Raw genomic sequence first — 19438 nt, 5'->3', positions numbered from 1 at the left:
TGAGTACTAGGGGGAATTTTAATGTACTTGAAAAAAGTTGAGATGCAAGGCTTTAAATCTTTTGCACAAAAAATTGAATTAAACTTTGAACAGGGTGTTACGGGAGTTGTTGGACCGAACGGAAGTGGTAAAAGCAATATATCAGATGCAATTAGATGGGTCCTTGGTGAACAAAGTATTAAAACATTAAGGGGAAGCAAAGCTGAAGACGTGATATTTTCTGGGACAACAACTAAAAAACCACTAGGAATGGCTGAAGTCTCAATTACTTTAGATAATAAGTTAAAAATTTTACATACAGAATACGAAGAAGTTACAATTACAAGACGTGTGTATAGAACAGGTGAGAGTGAATATTATCTCAATAAGACCTTATGTAGACTAAAGGATATAAGGGAACTATTAATGGACACAGGAATTGGGAAAGATGGATATTCCATTATAGGTCAAGGGAAAATCGATGAAATATTGAGCAACAAATCAGAGGATCGTCGGCTTGTTTTTGAAGAAGCAGCTGGTATTGTTAAATATAAAACACGAAAAATGGAAGCTGAGAAAAAACTCAACTCAACTCAAGAGAACTTATCTAGAATAAGCGACATAATGAACGAATTAGAAAGTCAGTTAGGACCTTTAGAAAAACAAAGTACAAAGGCTAAGCAATATAAAGAAATAAAAGAAAAATTATTGAAATTTGAGGTTAGTCTATTTATTAAAGAAATTGATAAATTAGACCATGAGTTACAACATATCAAAGACCAATTACAGGTATTAGAAAAATCTAAGAAAGAGCAACTGACACAAAAAGAAATTGTTGCTGATCGTCTAAGTATTGTTGAACAAAATATTATAGACGGTGAAGAGCAATTTACAAGTTTGAAAGATAAAAGACACGATCTTGAAAATAAGTTTCATGATTTGCAGGGGACAATCAAATTAAACAATGAGAAAATCCATAATAACGAAACTAATATTAAAAGATTACTTAAAGAACTGAAAGAAATTGAATATGAAGAAGTAAATATAACAAATGAATTAAAGGACAAGCAAATATGTTTAGATCAAATTAAGAAAGAAATAAAACAAATTAATCTACAATTAAAAGAGGAAGAGAATGATTATAATAATTTAGTAAAGATAAAAACAGATAAAGAATACAAGGTTGAGTTATCTAAAACACAAATTATAGAGGAACTTAACAAAATCTCCGACTTAAAAGCCGAGGCAAAATCCTTGATAACTTTAACAGAAACTATGGATGATAGAGAAAAACAGTTAACAGATCAAATATTCAATACAGAGAACCAAGAAAAAGTATTAAAAGAGGATATTAAAAAATGTACTGCTGAGATTATGACTGTAAAGAACGATATTGATAAGTCAAATACGCAAACTCTAGAATTAGATAAAAAACTAGAAGATATCCGTAACTTGATTATTAATGAAAATAAGAACTTAGAAAAAAACAAGAATGATTTAAGTCAAAATGCCTCAAGACTAAACATTATTAAAGATATGGAACGGGCAAACGAAGGTTTTAGCAAAGGAACTAAAAACCTATTAAAAGCATGTAAAAACAATAAGAATCTTTCAAAGGGAGTCTTTGGTGCAGTTGCAGATTTAATTAAAGTTCCAGATGGGTATGAAGTTGCAATTGAAACAGCATTAGGAGCCTCAATACAGAATATAGTTTGTGATACTGACGATACAGGGAAAAACCTAATACAATATCTTAAGAAACATAAATTAGGAAGAGTTACAATTCTACCTTTATCTACAATTTTGAAAAAAAGCATATCTATACATGAAGAAAAAATCATAAATTCTTATAACGATAAAGCCTGTATTGCTTATGAAATAGTGGAATTCGATCAACAATATAGTAGGATTGTTTCAAGTCTGCTTAATAGAGTTATTGTTACTAAAAATTTGGATATAGGAATAGAACTAGCAAAGAAGCTTGCGTATAAGTTTAAGATTGTAACTGTGGATGGGGACATTATAAACACGGGTGGATCGTTGACTGGAGGTAGTAATAACAGAAACGTCGGTAGTGTTTTTGAAAGAAAAAAAGAGATTGAAAAGCTTAATGAAAAAGTCGCTAATCTAAAAAATACTTTGAATATCAAAGAACGTAAGATAGAAGAATTAGAAAATGATCAAAGAAAACTATTGACTTGCAAGCAAGAGGTAAGAGAGAACGTCCAGGGCAAGAAGCTCATTTTGAACTCTTTAAACCACAAGTCAGAACAATTAGATAAAGAATTCCAACAAGTAAAAAAAATTAAGCAAATGAATATACAAGAGAAATTTAAACTAACAGATGTTATTAAGGATAGTCAAATAAAGTTAGAAAATATAAATAATAAAATTACAAATTCAGAGAATTTTACAAATAAAATACGTAATGATATAGCTGAATCAAAAGAAGTGCTCACAGATGAAACATCAAATATTCAAAAACTAAGCGATGATATGGTTGATAAAAAGATCACCATATCTTCTAAAGAAGAGCAAAAAAACTCTTTACTGAAAGATATTAACGCCTTGGAACAAAACCTTAGTTCAAGCAAAGAAAAGGCTATAATGAAGCAAAAACAAAAAGATGAAATAATTAGTGAAACAAAGACAATTACAGAAGAACTACTAAAAAATAAAGATCAGCTTATTACAATAAGCTTAAAATCTAATGGGTTAAAAAGTGATATGGAAAGACTAAGTGATAGCAATCGCGAGTTAGCTGTTGTCCGAGAAACAAAAAAGAATGAAAATGATCAAGTAGATAAATTAATAGCGGATTTACAGAATAGTATCTACAAATTAGATATCAAGAGAAATAGATTGGAGGCGCAACAACAGAACTTTTACAACAGATTATGGGATGAATATGAAATGACTTATGTTGATGCTCAAAAAGTCAAGATTGATATAGGTGATATAACAAGTACATCGAAAAAGATAAAAGACTATAAACATGAAATTAAATCTTTAGGAAACATAAATTTAGAAGCTATAGATATGTATGAAGAAGTAAAAAAACGATATGAATTTTTAAATACACAACAAGAAGATCTTATATTAGCTAAAAAATCATTATTAAAAGTAATACAAGAACTTGAAGTAACAATAAAGAACAAATTTCTTGAACAGTTTAAAATAATTAAAAAGAATTTTAATAACGTGTTTACAAAGTTATTTGGTGGTGGTAAAGCTGACTTGATCCTTCTTGATGAAGAGAATATTTTAGATTGTGGAATAGATATAGTTGCACAACCGCCAGGTAAAAAGTTGCAGAATCTAACATTGCTATCAGGCGGCGAAAGAGCATTAACAGCTATATCTATACTATTTGCTATTCTACTTGTTAAACCAACACCTTTTTGTATTTTAGACGAAATAGAAGCAGCTTTAGATGATGCTAATGTGTTCAGATTTGCTGACTTTTTAAAAGAATTATCTGTAAGAACTCAATTTATAGTAGTTACCCATAGAAAAGGAACTATGGAAGCTGCAGATGCACTTTATGGTGTAACAATGGAGCAAGAAGGAATTTCAAAACTTGTTTCAGTAAGATTAGTAGATATAGAGAATGAAATTGCAGCTAGTTAGCTAGGAGGGTTATAAAATGATAAAAAAGTTGTTCAATAGTTCAAAAAAAGAAAAACAAATAGAAAACTTAGAAGATGTGCATAATGATGTTGCCGAAGTTGATGAAGATGAAGGCAAAGGTTTTCAGTTATTCAAGAGATTAAAAGAAGGTTTATCAAAAACAAAACTTGGTATAACAGATAAGGTGGATACACTCCTTAAGTCATATCAAAAAATTGATGAAGACCTTTTTGAAGATTTGGAAGAAATTCTAATAAGCTCAGATATTGGGGTACAAACAACGTTAGATATTATTGAGGACCTAAAATATTCTGTGCGCGATAATAAAATTACTGATCCAGAGGAAATAAGAGAATTATTAAAAGACAAATTGACAGTTATATTAAGTCAACAGTCAGAAAACAAACTGTTAACAGAGCCTACTCCTGCTATTATTTTAGTAGTAGGTGTTAATGGTGTAGGCAAAACAACATCTATTGGTAAAATTGCTCATAAGTTAAAGCGTGAAGGCAAAAGTGTATTATTAGCTGCTGGGGATACTTTTAGAGCAGCGGCCATTGATCAACTAAAGATCTGGGGAGATAGAGTTGGAGTAGATGTTATTAGTCATCAAGAGGGTTCCGACCCTGCTGCAGTTATTTACGATGGTATACAATCTGCAAGAGCAAGAAAAGTTGATGTGCTAATATGTGATACAGCTGGGCGACTTCATAATAAGAAAAATTTAATGAATGAGTTAAATAAAGTTTTCAAAGTTGTGGAACGAGAGTATGGGAATGCAACGAAGGAAATCTTACTAGTACTAGATGCTACAACAGGTCAAAATGCAATACAACAAGCAAAAACATTTAAAGAAGTTGCTGATATTTCTGGATTAGTATTAACAAAATTAGACGGCACCGCAAAAGGTGGAATTGTAATTGCAATCAATAAAGAACTAAATATACCTGTTAAATTAATTGGTGTGGGAGAAAAAGTTGAGGATTTACAAGATTTTGAAGCAAGTACGTTTATAAAAGCGCTATTTGGTGAAAATTAATTACTTAAATAATATCCACTTGACATACAAGAAGATATCATATAAAATGCATGTAAAGTTAATTTACTTTACATGCATTTTGGGATGTGTTATGATGATAGAGAAGAAAGTTGAAGTAGGGCTTATATTTGATTTTTATAGTCAGCTATTAACACAAAAACAACAAGAAGTTATGTTTTATTATTATAATGAGGATTTATCATTATCAGAAATTGCAGAGGAATTAAATATATCTAGACAAGCAGTTTACGATAATATAAAGAGAACCGAGAAAATATTATTTGAATATGAAAAAAAACTCAAACTCTTTGAAAGATTCCAGAAAAAAAATAAAGCAATAGAGAATATATTTAACAAGGTTATAAATTTAGAAAAAGATGTTAGTGAACGTATAAACGATCCAAATACAAAAAAAGAATTTCAAGAAATTAAAAAACTATTTGAAACATTGTTAGATTACAATTAAAACCCCGAGGTGGTTATAATGGTATTTGAGGGATTAGCAGAAAAGCTACAAAACACATTTAAAAAATTAAAAAGCAAAGGCAAACTTACAGAAAAAGATGTATCAGAAGCCATGAGAGAGGTAAAGTTAGCCTTACTTGAAGCTGATGTTAACTTTAAAGTAGTTAAAGACTTTGTGCGAAAAGTAAAAGAGCGCGCAGTCGGAAGTGATGTGCTTGAAAGTTTAACCCCAGGACAACAAGTGGTCAAAATTGTTAACGATGAATTAACAGATTTGATGGGAAAAACAGAAAGCAAGATTACTTTTGCATCTAAGCCTCCAACGGTTATTATGTTAGTAGGACTTCAAGGTGCGGGTAAAACCACCACATGTGGGAAGCTTGCCAGTTTGTTAAAAAAACAAGGTAAAAAGCCTTTGTTAGTTGCTGGTGATATATACCGTCCGGCAGCAATAAAGCAATTACAAGTAGTAGGAGGGCAAGTTGATGTCCCTGTTTTCACAATGGGAGATAAACAAAGTCCAGTTGATATAGCAAAGGCTGGAATTGAGTTTGGAGATAATCAAGGCAATGATGTAATTCTTATCGATACAGCAGGCCGTCTTCATATTGATGAAGAGCTTATGGGTGAATTACAAAATGTAAAAAGAAATACAAAACCACATGAAATTCTTTTGGTTGTTGATTCAATGACTGGGCAAGATGCAGTTAATGTTGCCCAACACTTTAACGATAGTTTAGGTATAGATGGAGTTATTTTAACAAAGCTAGATGGTGATACTCGAGGTGGAGCAGCATTGTCTGTCAGATCAGTAGCTCAAAAACCAATAAAATTTGTTGGAATGGGTGAAAAACTAACAGACTTAGAACCTTTTCACCCTGATCGCATGGCATCGAGAATATTAGGTATGGGTGATGTTCTAAGTTTAATTGAAAAAGCTCAGGCCAATTACGATGCAGAAAAAGCTAGAGAACTTGAATCTAAAATTAGAAAACAACAATTTACGTTCGAAGACTTTTTGGAGCAATTAGAACAAATGAAGAATATGGGACCGATAAGTCAAATACTGGATATGATTCCTGGTGCAGGTGGAAAACAATTAAAAAATCTACAAGTTGATGAAAAGGAACTAATTCATATTGAAGCAATTATTCAGTCCATGACAAAAGAGGAACGACAAAATCCATCTATTATCAATGGAAGTAGAAGAAAGCGTATAGCTATTGGAAGTGGAACAAGTGTGCAAAAGGTTAATCGGCTGATTAAACAGTTTGAACAGACAAAAAAAATGATGAAACAATTTACAGATATGGATAAGATGGGTAAAAAAGGCGGTAAATTCAAACTACCTTTTTAGGAATAATTGAACATATAATTTAGAAGGAGGTGAGTAAATAATGGTTAAAATCAGACTAAAAAGAATGGGTTCTAAAAGCAAACCTTTTTATAGAATTGTTGTAGCAGATGCTCGTTCACCTAGAGATGGAAGATTTATAGAAGAAATAGGTTTCTACAATCCAGTATCTCAACCGAAAGAAGTAAGAATTGATAATGATAAAGCTTCTAAATGGTTAAACAATGGAGCACAGCCTACAGAAACAGTTAAAGATTTATTCAAGAAAAATGGAATTATAGAATAATAAATGTTTCGTTTAGGAGGTATGATTATGGGTGATTTAGTAGAAGTTATCGCGAAAGCTTTAGTTGATTTCCCCGATCAAGTGTCTGTTAATGAAGTAGAAGGAAATCAGTCAACTATAGTCGAGTTAAAAGTAGCTCCTGAAGATATGGGAAAAGTAATAGGCAAACAAGGTAGAATTGCAAAAGCGATAAGAACAGTCGTAAAATCTGCAGCAACAAAAGAGAATAAAAGAGTAATCGTTGAGATTATATAAAGGATTAGGTTTACCTAATCCTTAGTTATTATTAAATAAGTAGGTGTACCATATGAAGATGCTTAAAGTTGGAAAAATATTGAACACTCATGGGCTAAAGGGTGAGCTGAAAGTAATTTCTCTGTCAGATTATGATGAGCGATTTGAAGAATTAGAGTGGATAAATATCGATGGTTATTCTGAAAAGTTCTATATAGAAAAAATTAAATATAGACATAAGGATATATTACTCTCTTTTAAAGGATATAACCATATAAATGAAGTTGAACAGTTTAAGGGAAAGTATATGCTAATTGATCATACACAAAGAAGGAATTTACCAGAAGATACATATTATATATCAGACATCATTGGTTTAGATGCTTTTACAGTAGCTAATGAATACTTAGGTAAAGTTGTGGATATAATCAAAGCAGGACCAAATGAGGTGTACATTATAAAAGACGAAAATAATAAAGAAATTTTGATTCCTTTCGTTAATGAATTTGTTCCGGAAATCTTACTTGAAGAAGGGAAGATAATTGTCAAGCCCATTGAAGGAATGATTGAATGAATATAAAAGTATTAACCTTATTCCCAGAAATGTTTAAAGGCTTTATGGATGCAAGTATTATAAAAAGAGCGCAAAATAATAAAATCATTAATATAGAATATCTCAACATTAGAGATTTTGCTAGTAATAAACACAAAAAAGTGGATGATTACCCATATGGTGGAGGTGCAGGTATGGTTATGACTCCGCAGCCATTTTTTGATGCTTATAAAAATGCAACTAAACACTTAAATAATAATGTTAGAACCATATATATGTCCCCTAAAGGAAAAACTTTTAATCAAAAGTTAGCTATTGATTTTTCAAAAGAAGAGAACTTAGTTATTCTTTGTGGTCACTACGAAGGAATAGACCAAAGAGTGATTGACCATCTTGTTACTGATGAAATTTCTATTGGTGATTATGTACTAACAGGTGGTGAATTACCTGCTGCGGTTATGATTGACTCTATTACTAGGCTTTTGCCAGGTGTGCTTGGAAAAAGCCAAAGTTTTAAAGATGAAACATTTTATTCAGGTTTGCTAGAGTACCCACAATATACAAGACCGAAAACATTTAATGATATTTCAGTCCCTAAAGTATTGCTATCTGGTAATCATAAAGAAATTGAATATTGGCGCAAACATGAATCTCTCAAGGTTACTCTTAAAAGAAGACCAGATTTGATTAGGAAATTACGATTAAGCAAAGAAGATCAAAAACAAATCGAAGAGATAAAAAAATATTTAGATTGACCCTTGAAGTACAGATATTTGTGTGTTATAATTACAAAGGATTATGGGCGGTCCTCTATGAGTGCATATGAACGTCTAAGAAGGAAGGAGGGACACTTATGGATATTATATCTGCTATTGAAAAGCAACAAATGAAAAGCGATGCAGCTAAATTTAATACTGGTGATACTATTAAAGTACACGTAAAAGTAAAAGAAGGTACAAGAGAAAGAATCCAAATGTTTGAAGGTATTGTTATTAAAAAACAAGGTGGAGGAGTAGCTGAAACCTTTACTGTAAGAAGAATATCTTACGGAGTAGGAGTAGAAAGAACATTTCCTTTACACTCACCTAAGATAGACAAAATTGATGTAGTAAGAAGAGGTCAAGTAAGAAGAGCTAAATTATTCTACTTACGTGATAGAATCGGAAAAGCAGCATTCAAAATTAAAGAGAAAAAATTTGTATAACAAAAAGGGACTGTTTAACAGTCCCTTTAATTGTACATTATAATATATAATTTAAAAAGAAGGGAGGAATTGTAAATGAATATAAATTGGTATCCAGGGCACATGAAAAAAACAAAAGAACTATTAAAGGAGCAGCTAAAGCTTGTAGATGCAGTTATAGAATTAGTTGATGGTCGTATTCCTGTGAGTAGTAAAAATCCAATCATAGATAATATAATTACTAATAAACCAAAAGTAGTAGTGTTAAATAAAATAGATCTAGCGGACAAAATCCTTACAGATAAATGGGTAAAGAATTATAAAGAAAATAATATAAAGGCTATACCGGTTAATACTTTGACCGGACAGGGCGTTAAAGATATTGTTTTAGAATGCCATAATGTAACTGAAGAAAAAATGAAAAATCTAAAGAAAAAGGGAATAATTAAAAGGCCTATTCGTTTAATGATAGTTGGCATACCGAATGTAGGAAAGTCAACGTTAATTAATAAATTAGCTGGTAAAAAAAGTGCAAAAACTGGCGATAGACCTGGTGTAACAAAAGGAAAACAATGGATAAGATTAAAAGGAAATATGGAATTACTTGATACTCCGGGTATATTATGGCCTAAATTTGAAGACGAGAATGTTGCTTTAAATTTAGCATTTACTGGTGCGATAAAAGATGAAATAATGGATACAGAGACACTAGCATATAAATTAATTGAGAAATTGTTAATATCAAACAAAAGCAAACTGATTCATAGGTACAATGTTGTAGACTTAGATACTCCAATAGAAATTATCGACTATATTGCTCGTGCTAGAGGATGTATAATAAGTGGCGGAGAGATTGATTACACAAGGGTATCAAACATGATACTTGATGAATTTAGAAGTGGTAAAATCGGTAGCATAACCCTAGAAGAGCCTTTATTTAATTGATCAGTGTAAAAATTAGGGGGGAAACAGTGGATATTTTAGAATATGAACAAAGACTTTGGAATAAAGGATTTAAGAATATAGCTTTTTGTGATGAAGTAGGGAGAGGTTGCCTTTTTGGACCTGTGTTAGCTGCAACTGTAATATTACCAGAGGGACTAGTAATAGAAGGTGTAAAAGATTCTAAAAAGTTATCACCTAAAAAAAGAGAATTACTCTACGAGGAAATAAAAAAGAATGCTATTGCAATAGGTGTTGGTCTTTCATCTTCAAATCTTATTGACCAAATTAATATTAAGAATGCTACAAAAGTAGCTATGAAAAAAGCAGTATTAAGTTTAAAGGATTTTAATGAAAAGCATCTTGTTCCTGATTACATATTAATAGATGCTGAAACTATTGATTTAGATATACCACAAAAATCAATACCAAAAGGTGATAATGTATCTCATGGTATAGCTGCTGCTTCGATTGTTGCAAAGGTAATACGTGATAGAATGTGTATTGATTGGGATAATCAGTATCCAAACTATGGAATTAAACAGCATAAAGGGTATGGAACAAAGCAACACAATGAAGCAATTCTAAAATATGGTCCAACTGAACTACATCGTAAAACCTTTTTAAAAAAATTATTGCAGAAGGAAATAATTTAAAGGAGATAACAAATGAGTAGAACGCTAGGTGATTTTGGTGAATCCATTGCGCTAGAGTATTTTATTAATAATAAGTATAAAGTAACTAAAACTAATTATAGGACTAAAATTGGTGAAATAGACATAATTGCAAAAAAAGATAAAGTTATAATATTTGTGGAAGTAAAAACAAGAAAAAATAATAAGTATGGTCTACCTAGAGAAGCTGTAACCCTAAAAAAACAAGAAAATATAAGAAGGGTTGCACAGTGGTACATACAAGAATACAAGCCTAAGGGTTATAATTATAGATTTGATGTTATTGAAGTTTATTATAACCAATCCAGTCATCAAATAAACCATATAGAAAGTGCATTTTAGTAAAAAGAACTTAAAGATGATTAGCATCTTTAAGTTCTTTTTAGTTAGGTTAAATCAAAGTAGATATATCTTGTGTTGGATAATTAGGATAATCGATTACTTCGCCTTCCCAAGTTCTAATTTTAACAGAATCTTTTCCTCTTGAAATTAGATATTGAGGTAAAATAGGAGTTTTGCCTTTTCCGCCAGGGGCATTAACGATATAGGTTGGTATTGCCATACCGGATGTATAACCCCTTAAATATTCCATAATTTCAATTCCGTCATCGACAGATGTATTAAAATGAGTAGTCCCTATAACATGTTTAGCATGGAATATATAATACGGTCTAACACGACATTTTAATAAAGAATGATTTAGGAATCGCATAACATATTTATCGTTATTTACACCATTAAGTAGTACAGCCTGGTTTCCTACGGGCACTCCAATATTAGCTAACTTATCACATGCTTCTTTAGATTCTTCTGTAATTTCAATAGGATGATTAAAGTGAGTATTAACAAATGTTGGTTGATACTTCTTAAGTATGTTAAGTAAGTTATCAGTTACTCTCTGTGGAATAGTAACTAGAGTTCTAGTTCCTAAACGAACATAGTCTACTGAAGGTATGCTATGCAACTCGCCAAGTAGCCAATCTAGCATTTCGTCAGAAAGCGTTAAAGCATCTCCGCCGGTGATTAATACATCGCGAATTTCTGGGTTTTCTCTAATATAGTCGATTGACTCTTGTAAAACTTCTTTAGATCTATGTAGATCTTGTGACCCTATATTTCTTCTTCTTTGACAGTGTCTACAATACATTGCACATTCGTTAGTTACATTTATAATTAATCTATCAGGATATCTTCTAGTTATAGATCCTGCAGGATTGGTAAATTCTTCACCCATAGGATCCTGATCACCTTCATCAGTTTGAATTTCTACAATATTAGGAAGAGACATAAGTTTTATTGGACAATATCTATTTTTGTCATCAATTAGAGATGCGTAATATGGTGATATAGACCATCTAAATTTACTCCCTACATTTTTAATGTCCTCAAGTTCTTTGTCTGTTAGTTTTATAATTTTAGCTAATGTATCAGGGTCTGAAATACGATTGCTTAACTGCCATTTCCAGTTGTTCCAGTCATCCTCTGTAGCATTAAAAAGGTCGAGGATTAGCTTTTTCTTATCTCCTATTCTTTTCTTGCTTTCTAAGGATAAACCACTTGGTATAGAATCTTTAATTTTAAGATAATCGTCTATTCTAGATTTTAATTGTTTAGCACGTTCCAAAGAGATTTGTCGTCCTTTTGAGATTTTGTCATCATGCATTTATACTCCTCCTTTTATTGTTATCTAAAAAATATTTAGAATTGTCAGTGTAATAAGTATTAATAAGTATATGGGTAAGGGTAATTAGAATTGGGTAAGTAGTGATGAGAACGTCGTTAATACAAAAGTTTACCATAATAATATATAGTTGTCAATTTACACACTTATTGCTCTTGAACATTGTCAAGTAACAAAATTAGCATTAAATTTAATAAAAAAAAGGATAATATGCTTACCTATAGAATATTTTGAATATACAGATTAATTATATTACTTAGGAGGATGAAATGTTATCAAAAGTTAAGACTTGTTATATAAATGGATTAGTAGCTGCTGATATAGAAGTTGAGGTCGATATTTCAAATGGGTTACCAGCTCTAAATATTGTTGGACTACCCGATGTAGCTGTGAAAGAATCAAAAGAGAGAGTACGCGCGGCTTTAATAAACAGTGGTTTTTCTTTTCCTATGAAACGCATTACAATAAATTTATCTCCTGCTGATGTGAAGAAAGAAGGAACTCACTTTGATTTACCAATTGCATTAGCATTATTAAGTGCAGATGAACAAATTGAATTAAAAGAAGAATTTGAAAAAGCAGTTGTTCTAGGGGAATTATCCTTAGATGGAAAAGTAAAGAGGGTTTATGGTGTCTTACCAATGCTTCTAGAGGCAAAGAAGCGAGGATTCACAAAAATGGTTATACCTACAGAAAACATTGAAGAAGCAAAAATTCTAGATGGAGTAGAGATAATTAGCGTTGATTCATTAAAACAGCTTATTGAAGGGATAAAAGGAATCAAAAAAATGAAAACCTTTATTGGTAATGGAGCAGATCCCAAAAGTGAACTTAATCAGTACTATGATGATGACTTCTGCAACATATCTGGTCAAGAAAACCTAAAAAGAGCTTTAGAAATTGCTGCAGCAGGTAGTCACAATGTGTTAATGATAGGGCCACCTGGGTCCGGAAAGACTCTAGCTGCAAAAAGCTTACCTTCAATTTTACCCAGCTTAAGCTTTGATGAAGCTTTAGAAATAACTAAAATTTATAGTGTAGCGGGCATCTTAGACGAAGGACAAGGATTAGTAAAAAAGAGGCCTTTTCGATCACCACATCATACAAGTTCGATGGTATCTATTACTGGTGGAGGAAGAATCCCTAAGCCAGGCGAGGTGTCTTTAAGTAATTATGGTGTACTATTTTTAGATGAAACTCCTGAGTTTAATAGAAATACACTAGAAGTCTTAAGACAGCCTTTAGAAGATGGGAAAATTACAATTTCAAGGGCTAATGGAACATTTAGCTATCCTGCAAACTTTATGTTAGTTTGTTCAATGAATCCATGTCCTTGTGGTTTTTATGGTACGGATAGCGGTCATCAATGCACATGTTCGCCAGGTCAAATAAGCCGATACATAGGAAAAATATCAGGTCCTCTTCTTGATAGAATTGACTTGGTTGTGGAAACAACTGCTGTATCATATGGTGATCTTACTAAAAAGAACACGGAGAATGAAAGTTCTAAGCAGATTAGAGAGAGAGTAGAGTATGCAAGGCAAAAACAAGCTAAACGTTATGATAGCAGTAAAATTATTTCAAATTCACAATTGTCTCCAGCGCTAATTAAAACATACTGTAAGTTAGATAAAGAGACAAATAATATATTGAAAGAGTTCTTTCATAATATGAACTTAAGTGCTAGAGCATTAAATAGAATAATAAAAGTCTCGAGAACGATAGCCGATTTAGATCAAAGTGAACAAATAAGTAGTAAACATATGCTTGAAGCAATGCAATATAGAAGTATTAATAGCCTTTTTTGGAGGTAATATAATTGTTAGTTAATGATAGAAATATATTAATATGGTTTAATTACTTAGGGAGTATTAATTTTGCTAAAATACAACAAATAGAGTCTTATTTTGGAAGCCTTCAAGAATTTTGGAAAGCGAATGACAAACATATCCATACAGTTTTTAAGAAACAGAGTATAATTGCACAAAAAATACAAAAAAATAGAAATAATACTTACTTAAACAACATTATAGAAAGTATAACTAATAAAGATTTTAAAACAATAACTATATTAGATGAAGGGTACCCTGAAAAATTAAAGCAGATAGATGATCCCCCGTATGTAATTTATATTAAGGGAGAAAAATATAAGTACGACAAACCTTTAATTTCAATAGTAGGATCTCGGAAAGCCACGCCTTATGGCAATTGGGCAGCGTATAAATTTGCCAAAGAGTTAGCTGAGTTAGATATTATTGTAGCAAGTGGACTAGCTTCAGGTATAGATGCATCTGCACATAGAGGCTGTTTGGATGGTGAAGGGTTTACCGTAGCAGTTTTAGGATGTGGTATAGACCAATGTTATCCGGCATCTAACAAGGGTCTTATGAATAGAGTTTTAAAATCTGGTGTTGTGTTAACAGAGTATCCACCAGGAACTTTACCTTTAAAACATCATTTTCCGGCAAGAAATCGTATAATAAGTGGATTGTCGGATGGTATTGTTATAATAGAAGCAGCGAAAAAAAGCGGATCACTCATTACAGCAGAATTTGGTCTAGAGCAGGGAAAGGAGATTTATGCGTTACCTGGAAATATCAATAATACAAGTAGTGAAGGAACAAATAAGTTAATAAAAGACGGAGCAAAAATATTATTGAGTGCAGAAGATATAACGGAAGAATTAAGTATTAAGTATGATTTAAGAAATAACAAAACATCCAAAGATAAAGTAGATTTAAGTCCTTTGGAGTTAAATGTATTGAATACAATTAAAAGTAAACCAATACATATTGACATGCTTTGTTACGAAACCGAGATGAACATTTCAGAATTAAATACCTTATTGACTATATTACAACTTAAAGGCTATATTTCTCAACTGCCTGGCAAGGTGTTTACAGCAGTGAAATAAATTGTTATAATGAGCCTTGTGCTTTTTACTTGCAACAATACCTATATGGAGGTGACAATAAGTGCCAAAATCTTTAGTTATAGTAGAGTCGCCCGCAAAGGCGAAAACAATAAAGAAATTTCTCGGTAATAATTACACCGTAAAAGCTTCAGTCGGTCATGTAATTGATCTTCCAAAAAGTAAATTAGGTGTTGATATAGATGATAACTTTAATCCTAAATATATTACGATTAGAGGGAAGGGTACTGTTTTAAAAGAAATAAAAGCCGAAGCTAAAAAGGCAAAAAAAATACTACTCGCAACTGACCCTGACAGAGAAGGAGAAGCAATTTCATGGCATTTATCAAATGCATTGAATATTGATGATGAAACAGAGTGTAGAATTGAATTTAATGAAATAACAAAAACTGCAATTAAAAACGCAGTAAAAAACCCTAGAAAAATAAACATGAATCTAGTTGATGCTCAACAAGCAAGAAGAGTTTTAGACAGATTGGTTGGTTATAAAATTAGTCCACTACTTTGGCAAAAAATGCGTCGGGGACTTAGTGCTGGTCGGGTTCAATCTGTTGCTACAAAATTGATAAAATTAAAAGAAGAGGAGATAGAAAACTTTATTCCACAAGAGTATTGGAGTTTAATACTAAAACTAAAAGCGAATAAATTAAATTTTGAAGCAAACTTTTATAGTGATTCAGATGGAAAAAAAGAGATAAATACTGAACAAGAAGTACAAAAAATAATAAATACTATTAAAGATTCAGAAATAATAGTACAAAGCATTAAAGAAACTGAAAAAAAACGCCAGCCATACTTACCGTTTACAACAAGTACCCTGCAGCAAGAGGCATCAAATAAACTTGGCTTTTCTACAAAAAAAACGATGTCCCTTGCACAACAATTATACGAAGGAATAGATATCAAAGGAGCGGGAACTGTTGGTTTAATTACATATATTCGAACTGACTCAGTAAGAATTTCCGAAGAATCGACAAAATTGATTAATGAACACATTGAAAAACAATATGGTAAAGAATATCTTAAAAAAACTCAAAAAGCTAGCGTAAAGAAGTCAGGTAAGAAAGTTCAGGATGCACATGAAGCAATACGACCAACAGATGTTTTTAAAAAACCGGATGATATGAAAGAATCACTCAATAGGGATCAACATAAACTTTATAAGATGATCTGGGAAAGGACTGTAGCAAGTCAGATGGCACCAAGTGTCTATGATACCGTGTCAGTAGAACTAGAATCAAATGGAGTAATTTTCAAATCAAATGGTTCAAGATTGAAGTTCAGAGGATTTTTAGAAGTATATTCATATGCAAGTTTATCCAGCGATACTACCTTGCCTAAGCTAAAAGAAGGCGAATTGGTTGAGAAGGAAAGCACAGAAACAAAACAACATTTTACACAACCTCCTTCCAGATATACAGAGGCATCTCTCGTAAAATCCATGGAAGAACTTGGAATAGGAAGGCCCAGTACCTATTCTCCAACTATAACAACCATATTATCTAGAGGCTATGTAGAAAAAGAAGGTAAAGGACTAAAGCCAACAGAGTTAGGAATATTAGTAACAGAAATTTTAGATGCATATTTTTCACAAGTTATTGATGTGAACTTCACTGCGGAACTAGAAAGAAATCTAGATAAAGTCGAAGAAGGAAAAGGTGATTGGAAAAGAATAATTAAGGAATTTTATATACCTTTTGAAGATATGCTAAAAAAAGCTGAAGAAAATATGGAAGAAATTGACATGGTCGAGGAAACTGATGAAGATTGTACGAAGTGTGGTAATAAAATGCTCATTAAGCATGGTAGATTTGGAAAGTTCATGGCATGTTCAAATTATCCAGAGTGTACACATACAAAACCTATATTAAATAAAATAGGGGTAGCGTGTCCGGATTGTGAAAATGGTGAAATTGTTGAGAGAAGATCCAAGAAAGGAAGGCTATTCTATGGCTGTAGTGAGTTTCCTAAATGTAGATTTGTATCATGGGGGAAACCGATAAATGAGAATTGCCCACAATGCGCTAGTATATTAGTCCATAAAGTCAATAAAAAAAGTGAAAAAATAATGTGTACAAATAAAGAATGTAAATATGAAAAAGTGATTGAAAAATAATACATTCTTAGCTATAATTGATTGGGAATAGGACAGTGAATGAGAATAACCCATCTCTCTTAAAATGTTTATACATACTATAAAGGTATAAAAATATAAACAGAGAAGAAGCTATAGATGAGCTTAAATCTGTCACTACAAAGGAGGAAGCATTTTGTCAACTACGTTATTAGAAAAAACACGACGAATTAATAAAATATTACAACAATCACCAGATCATGTTATATCCTTTAACGAGCTATGTAGAATATTAAGTAGGATATTAGATGCTAACGCATATGTATCAAGTGCAAGAGGCAAAGTACTAGGGGTGAGTTTAACTGACTCATCAGATTGTCCGATTATTACAGATGAAAAAATGGGAAATAAAAGATTTCCTGATGAATATAATGAACAATTACTGTACATCTCTGAAACAAAATCAAATATTACTCAGGATGAATTACTTAAAATTTTCAAGTATGACACTGATAGCTACAATAAATTAGTTACAATAGTACCTATAAATGGCAGTGGGAAGCGATTAGGAACTTTAGTTTTGGCTCGTCATACAGGTGAGTTTACAGACGAAGACCTAGTAATGGCTGAATACAGTGCAACGGTTGTTGGTCTAGAAATCTTAAGAGCACAAACAGAAGAAATTGAAGAAGAAGCTAGAAAGAAAGCAGTCGTACAGATGGCTATAGGTACGTTATCATATTCTGAATTAGAAGCAGTAGAGCATATATTCAATGAGTTAGATGGGGATGAAGGACTTCTTGTAGCAAGTAAAATAGCAGATCGCGTTGGGATAACCAGATCAGTAATTGTAAATGCTTTAAGAAAGTTCGAAAGTGCTGGTGTAATAGAATCAAGATCACTAGGGATGAAAGGTACTCATATAAGGGTTTTGAATAAATATCTGTTAAATGAGTTAAGTAAACTTAAACGTTAATAAAAGGAGCCGAATAACAGGCTTCTTTTTTTATGCAATAATTGGTCGACATAATCTGTTATATGGACTAGTACTTAGGACCTAAATGATGTATAATGTATTTGGAAAAAAGGAAATTTATCATATAAAATCGAATGAAATAAAATAGTTCACTATAATTTTAAAAAAAATGTCTTTTAAAAAAGGTTTATTAAGATAAATATAGAATTATATTTTGTCAGATATTTTTTGTAAAATAATACTAAAATTTTAACAGAAGGAGGTTAGTACTCTATGTTAAAGAATATATATAATGATATAAACCAAATGACAGGAGCATTGAACGCTTCATGGAAACGCAATGAAGTAATATCAAACAATATAGCGAATGCAAATACGCCAAATTATAAACGTATGGATGTTGAATTTGGGGATGTTTTAAAAAATAAGCTGGGTAAAGCACCTTTGACTGGAAAGATAACAAATAAAAATCATATTCCTTTTAATATTAATAAGCAGGATTACAGGATACATACATCAGATAAGTACAGTACCCGAAGAGACAAAAACAACGTTGATATTGATGTGGAAATGGCGGAACTAGCTAAGAATGAGTTGTATTATAATACGATGTCTACACATCTTAACAACCGAATACAGAATGTAAAATTAGTCATCACAGAAGGGAAGAGATAATAATGGGTATTTTTAATTCTATAAATTCAAGTGCATCAGGTTTAAGTGCTGAAAGGTTAAGAATGGATGTTATATCTAAAAACATTGCAAATGCAAACACAACAAGAACAGCTAATGGAAGTCCTTATAGACGACAGGTTGTTGTATTTAACGCTGCTGAACAACAACCGTTTTCTAACTTCTTAAAAGATGCGTCAAAAAAAACATGCAAAAGGCGTAGAAGTATCAGGAATAAAAGAGGACCAATCGCCATTTAAAAATGTGTACGACCCAGGGCATCCAGATGCAAATGAAGAAGGATATGTTCTGATGCCAAATGTTGACACAATAACAGAAATGACAAATATGATAACTGCAACAAGAGCGTATGAAGCAAATGTAACAGCATTAAATTCTACTAAAAACATGGCGATGAAAGCTTTAGAGCTAGGTAGATAATAGGAGGAAGCAGTGATGAATCAAGTTCAAAATATAACAAATATTAACAAAGATGATCTTGGATTGTTTAAAGCTAATAAAAAAGTTGAAGGAGCATCTTTTGCAGAATTTCTGAGTCAATCAATTCAACAGGTTAATAAATTAGACCAACAAGCAAACGAATATTCTGATAAAATAGCCTCTGGTCAGTTGGATAATATTCATGAAGCTATGATTGCTTCCGAGAAAGCCGAAATTTCAATGCGTTTTATGTTAGAAATTAGGAGCAAAGTATTGGATGCATATAATGAAATCATGAGAATGCAAATATAGCAAATATGAAA

Annotated in this window: 19 protein-coding genes and 1 pseudogene; 19 read left to right on the top strand and 1 reads right to left on the bottom strand. The window is 31.7% G+C overall.

Going from position 1 to position 19438, the window contains the following annotated elements:
* The first annotated feature begins 21 nt into the window (after positions 1 to 21).
* The 12 genes from smc to RH915_RS02130 all read left to right on the top strand — a co-directional run bounded on the left by smc (position 22) and on the right by RH915_RS02130 (position 10681).
* Positions 22 to 3609, top strand: a complete 3588-nt coding sequence (smc, locus tag RH915_RS02185; RefSeq protein ID WP_310477658.1) for a chromosome segregation protein SMC — start codon at positions 22 to 24, stop codon at positions 3607 to 3609.
* Between the two features lie 16 nt (positions 3610 to 3625).
* A complete protein-coding gene (ftsY, locus tag RH915_RS02180; RefSeq protein ID WP_310477657.1) occupies positions 3626 to 4648 on the top strand; it encodes a signal recognition particle-docking protein FtsY in 1023 nt (340 codons plus the stop codon).
* A gap of 94 nt (positions 4649 to 4742) precedes the next feature.
* Positions 4743 to 5114: a putative DNA-binding protein gene (locus RH915_RS02175; RefSeq protein ID WP_310477656.1), complete on the top strand. Its 372-nt coding sequence runs from the start codon at positions 4743 to 4745 to the stop codon at positions 5112 to 5114.
* 18 nt (positions 5115 to 5132) lie between these two features.
* Positions 5133 to 6470, top strand: coding sequence for a signal recognition particle protein (gene ffh / locus RH915_RS02170; RefSeq protein ID WP_310477655.1), 1338 nt, complete (start codon positions 5133 to 5135; stop codon positions 6468 to 6470).
* Positions 6471 to 6507: 37 nt separating this feature from the next.
* The gene (rpsP, locus tag RH915_RS02165) at positions 6508 to 6753 is read left to right on the top strand and encodes a 30S ribosomal protein S16 (RefSeq protein ID WP_310477749.1); all 246 of its coding nucleotides are present in this window, start codon (positions 6508 to 6510) and stop codon (positions 6751 to 6753) included.
* Positions 6754 to 6780: 27 nt separating this feature from the next.
* Entirely contained in the window at positions 6781 to 7008 is a 228-nt protein-coding gene (locus RH915_RS02160) for a KH domain-containing protein (RefSeq protein ID WP_310477654.1), read from the top strand.
* Positions 7009 to 7060: 52 nt separating this feature from the next.
* Positions 7061 to 7561 carry a ribosome maturation factor RimM gene (rimM, locus tag RH915_RS02155; protein ID WP_310477652.1) on the top strand — a complete coding sequence of 167 codons (501 nt, stop codon included), beginning with the start codon at positions 7061 to 7063 and terminating at the stop codon, positions 7559 to 7561.
* Positions 7558 to 8295, top strand: coding sequence for a tRNA (guanosine(37)-N1)-methyltransferase TrmD (gene trmD, locus RH915_RS02150; RefSeq protein WP_310477651.1), 738 nt, complete (start codon positions 7558 to 7560; stop codon positions 8293 to 8295). Before rimM ends, trmD begins: the two co-directional genes overlap by 4 nt.
* 98 nt (positions 8296 to 8393) lie before the next feature.
* The gene (rplS, locus tag RH915_RS02145; protein ID WP_310477649.1) at positions 8394 to 8744 is read left to right on the top strand and encodes a 50S ribosomal protein L19; all 351 of its coding nucleotides are present in this window, start codon (positions 8394 to 8396) and stop codon (positions 8742 to 8744) included.
* Between the two features lie 75 nt (positions 8745 to 8819).
* Positions 8820 to 9668: a ribosome biogenesis GTPase YlqF gene (ylqF, locus tag RH915_RS02140; protein ID WP_310477648.1), complete on the top strand. Its 849-nt coding sequence runs from the start codon at positions 8820 to 8822 to the stop codon at positions 9666 to 9668.
* 26 nt (positions 9669 to 9694) lie between these two features.
* The gene (locus RH915_RS02135; RefSeq protein ID WP_310477647.1) at positions 9695 to 10321 is read left to right on the top strand and encodes a ribonuclease HII; all 627 of its coding nucleotides are present in this window, start codon (positions 9695 to 9697) and stop codon (positions 10319 to 10321) included.
* A 12-nt stretch (positions 10322 to 10333) separates the two neighbouring features.
* Complete coding sequence (locus tag RH915_RS02130) at positions 10334 to 10681, top strand: YraN family protein (protein WP_310477645.1); 348 nt, start codon at positions 10334 to 10336, stop codon at positions 10679 to 10681.
* Positions 10682 to 10730: 49 nt separating this feature from the next.
* Here the strand turns inward: RH915_RS02130 and eam are convergent, their stop codons facing one another.
* Complete coding sequence (eam, locus tag RH915_RS02125) at positions 10731 to 12002, bottom strand: glutamate 2,3-aminomutase (protein WP_310477643.1); 1272 nt, start codon at positions 12000 to 12002, stop codon at positions 10731 to 10733.
* Positions 12003 to 12289: 287 nt separating this feature from the next.
* Here eam and RH915_RS02120 point away from each other — a divergent pair, with 287 nt between their 5' ends.
* The 7 genes and pseudogenes from RH915_RS02120 (at position 12290) to fliE (ending at position 19427) form a co-directional block, all read left to right on the top strand.
* Positions 12290 to 13834, top strand: coding sequence for a YifB family Mg chelatase-like AAA ATPase (locus RH915_RS02120; RefSeq protein WP_310477642.1), 1545 nt, complete (start codon positions 12290 to 12292; stop codon positions 13832 to 13834).
* Positions 13835 to 13839: 5 nt separating this feature from the next.
* Positions 13840 to 14934: a DNA-processing protein DprA gene (gene dprA, locus RH915_RS02115; RefSeq protein WP_310477641.1), complete on the top strand. Its 1095-nt coding sequence runs from the start codon at positions 13840 to 13842 to the stop codon at positions 14932 to 14934.
* A gap of 61 nt (positions 14935 to 14995) precedes the next feature.
* Positions 14996 to 17068 (top strand): type I DNA topoisomerase, encoded by a 2073-nt coding sequence (gene topA, locus RH915_RS02110; RefSeq protein ID WP_310477640.1) that lies wholly within the window; start codon positions 14996 to 14998, stop codon positions 17066 to 17068.
* A gap of 154 nt (positions 17069 to 17222) precedes the next feature.
* Complete coding sequence (gene codY / locus RH915_RS02105) at positions 17223 to 18002, top strand: GTP-sensing pleiotropic transcriptional regulator CodY (RefSeq protein WP_310477639.1); 780 nt, start codon at positions 17223 to 17225, stop codon at positions 18000 to 18002.
* 273 nt (positions 18003 to 18275) lie between these two features.
* Entirely contained in the window at positions 18276 to 18677 is a 402-nt protein-coding gene (flgB, locus tag RH915_RS02100) for a flagellar basal body rod protein FlgB (RefSeq protein ID WP_310477638.1), read from the top strand.
* 2 nt (positions 18678 to 18679) lie between these two features.
* Positions 18680 to 19115, top strand: a pseudogene (flgC, locus tag RH915_RS11480) (flagellar basal body rod protein FlgC).
* Between the two features lie 15 nt (positions 19116 to 19130).
* Positions 19131 to 19427 (top strand): flagellar hook-basal body complex protein FliE, encoded by a 297-nt coding sequence (fliE, locus tag RH915_RS02090; protein WP_310477637.1) that lies wholly within the window; start codon positions 19131 to 19133, stop codon positions 19425 to 19427.
* The last annotated feature ends 11 nt before the right edge of the window (positions 19428 to 19438 follow it).

This window comes from Serpentinicella sp. ANB-PHB4 (genome assembly GCF_031432315.1).
Taxonomy (GTDB): Bacteria; Bacillota; Clostridia; order Peptostreptococcales; family Natronincolaceae; genus Serpentinicella.
The sequence above is the reverse complement of the archived record's forward strand: the minus strand, read 5'-3'. Positions and strand labels throughout refer to the sequence as shown.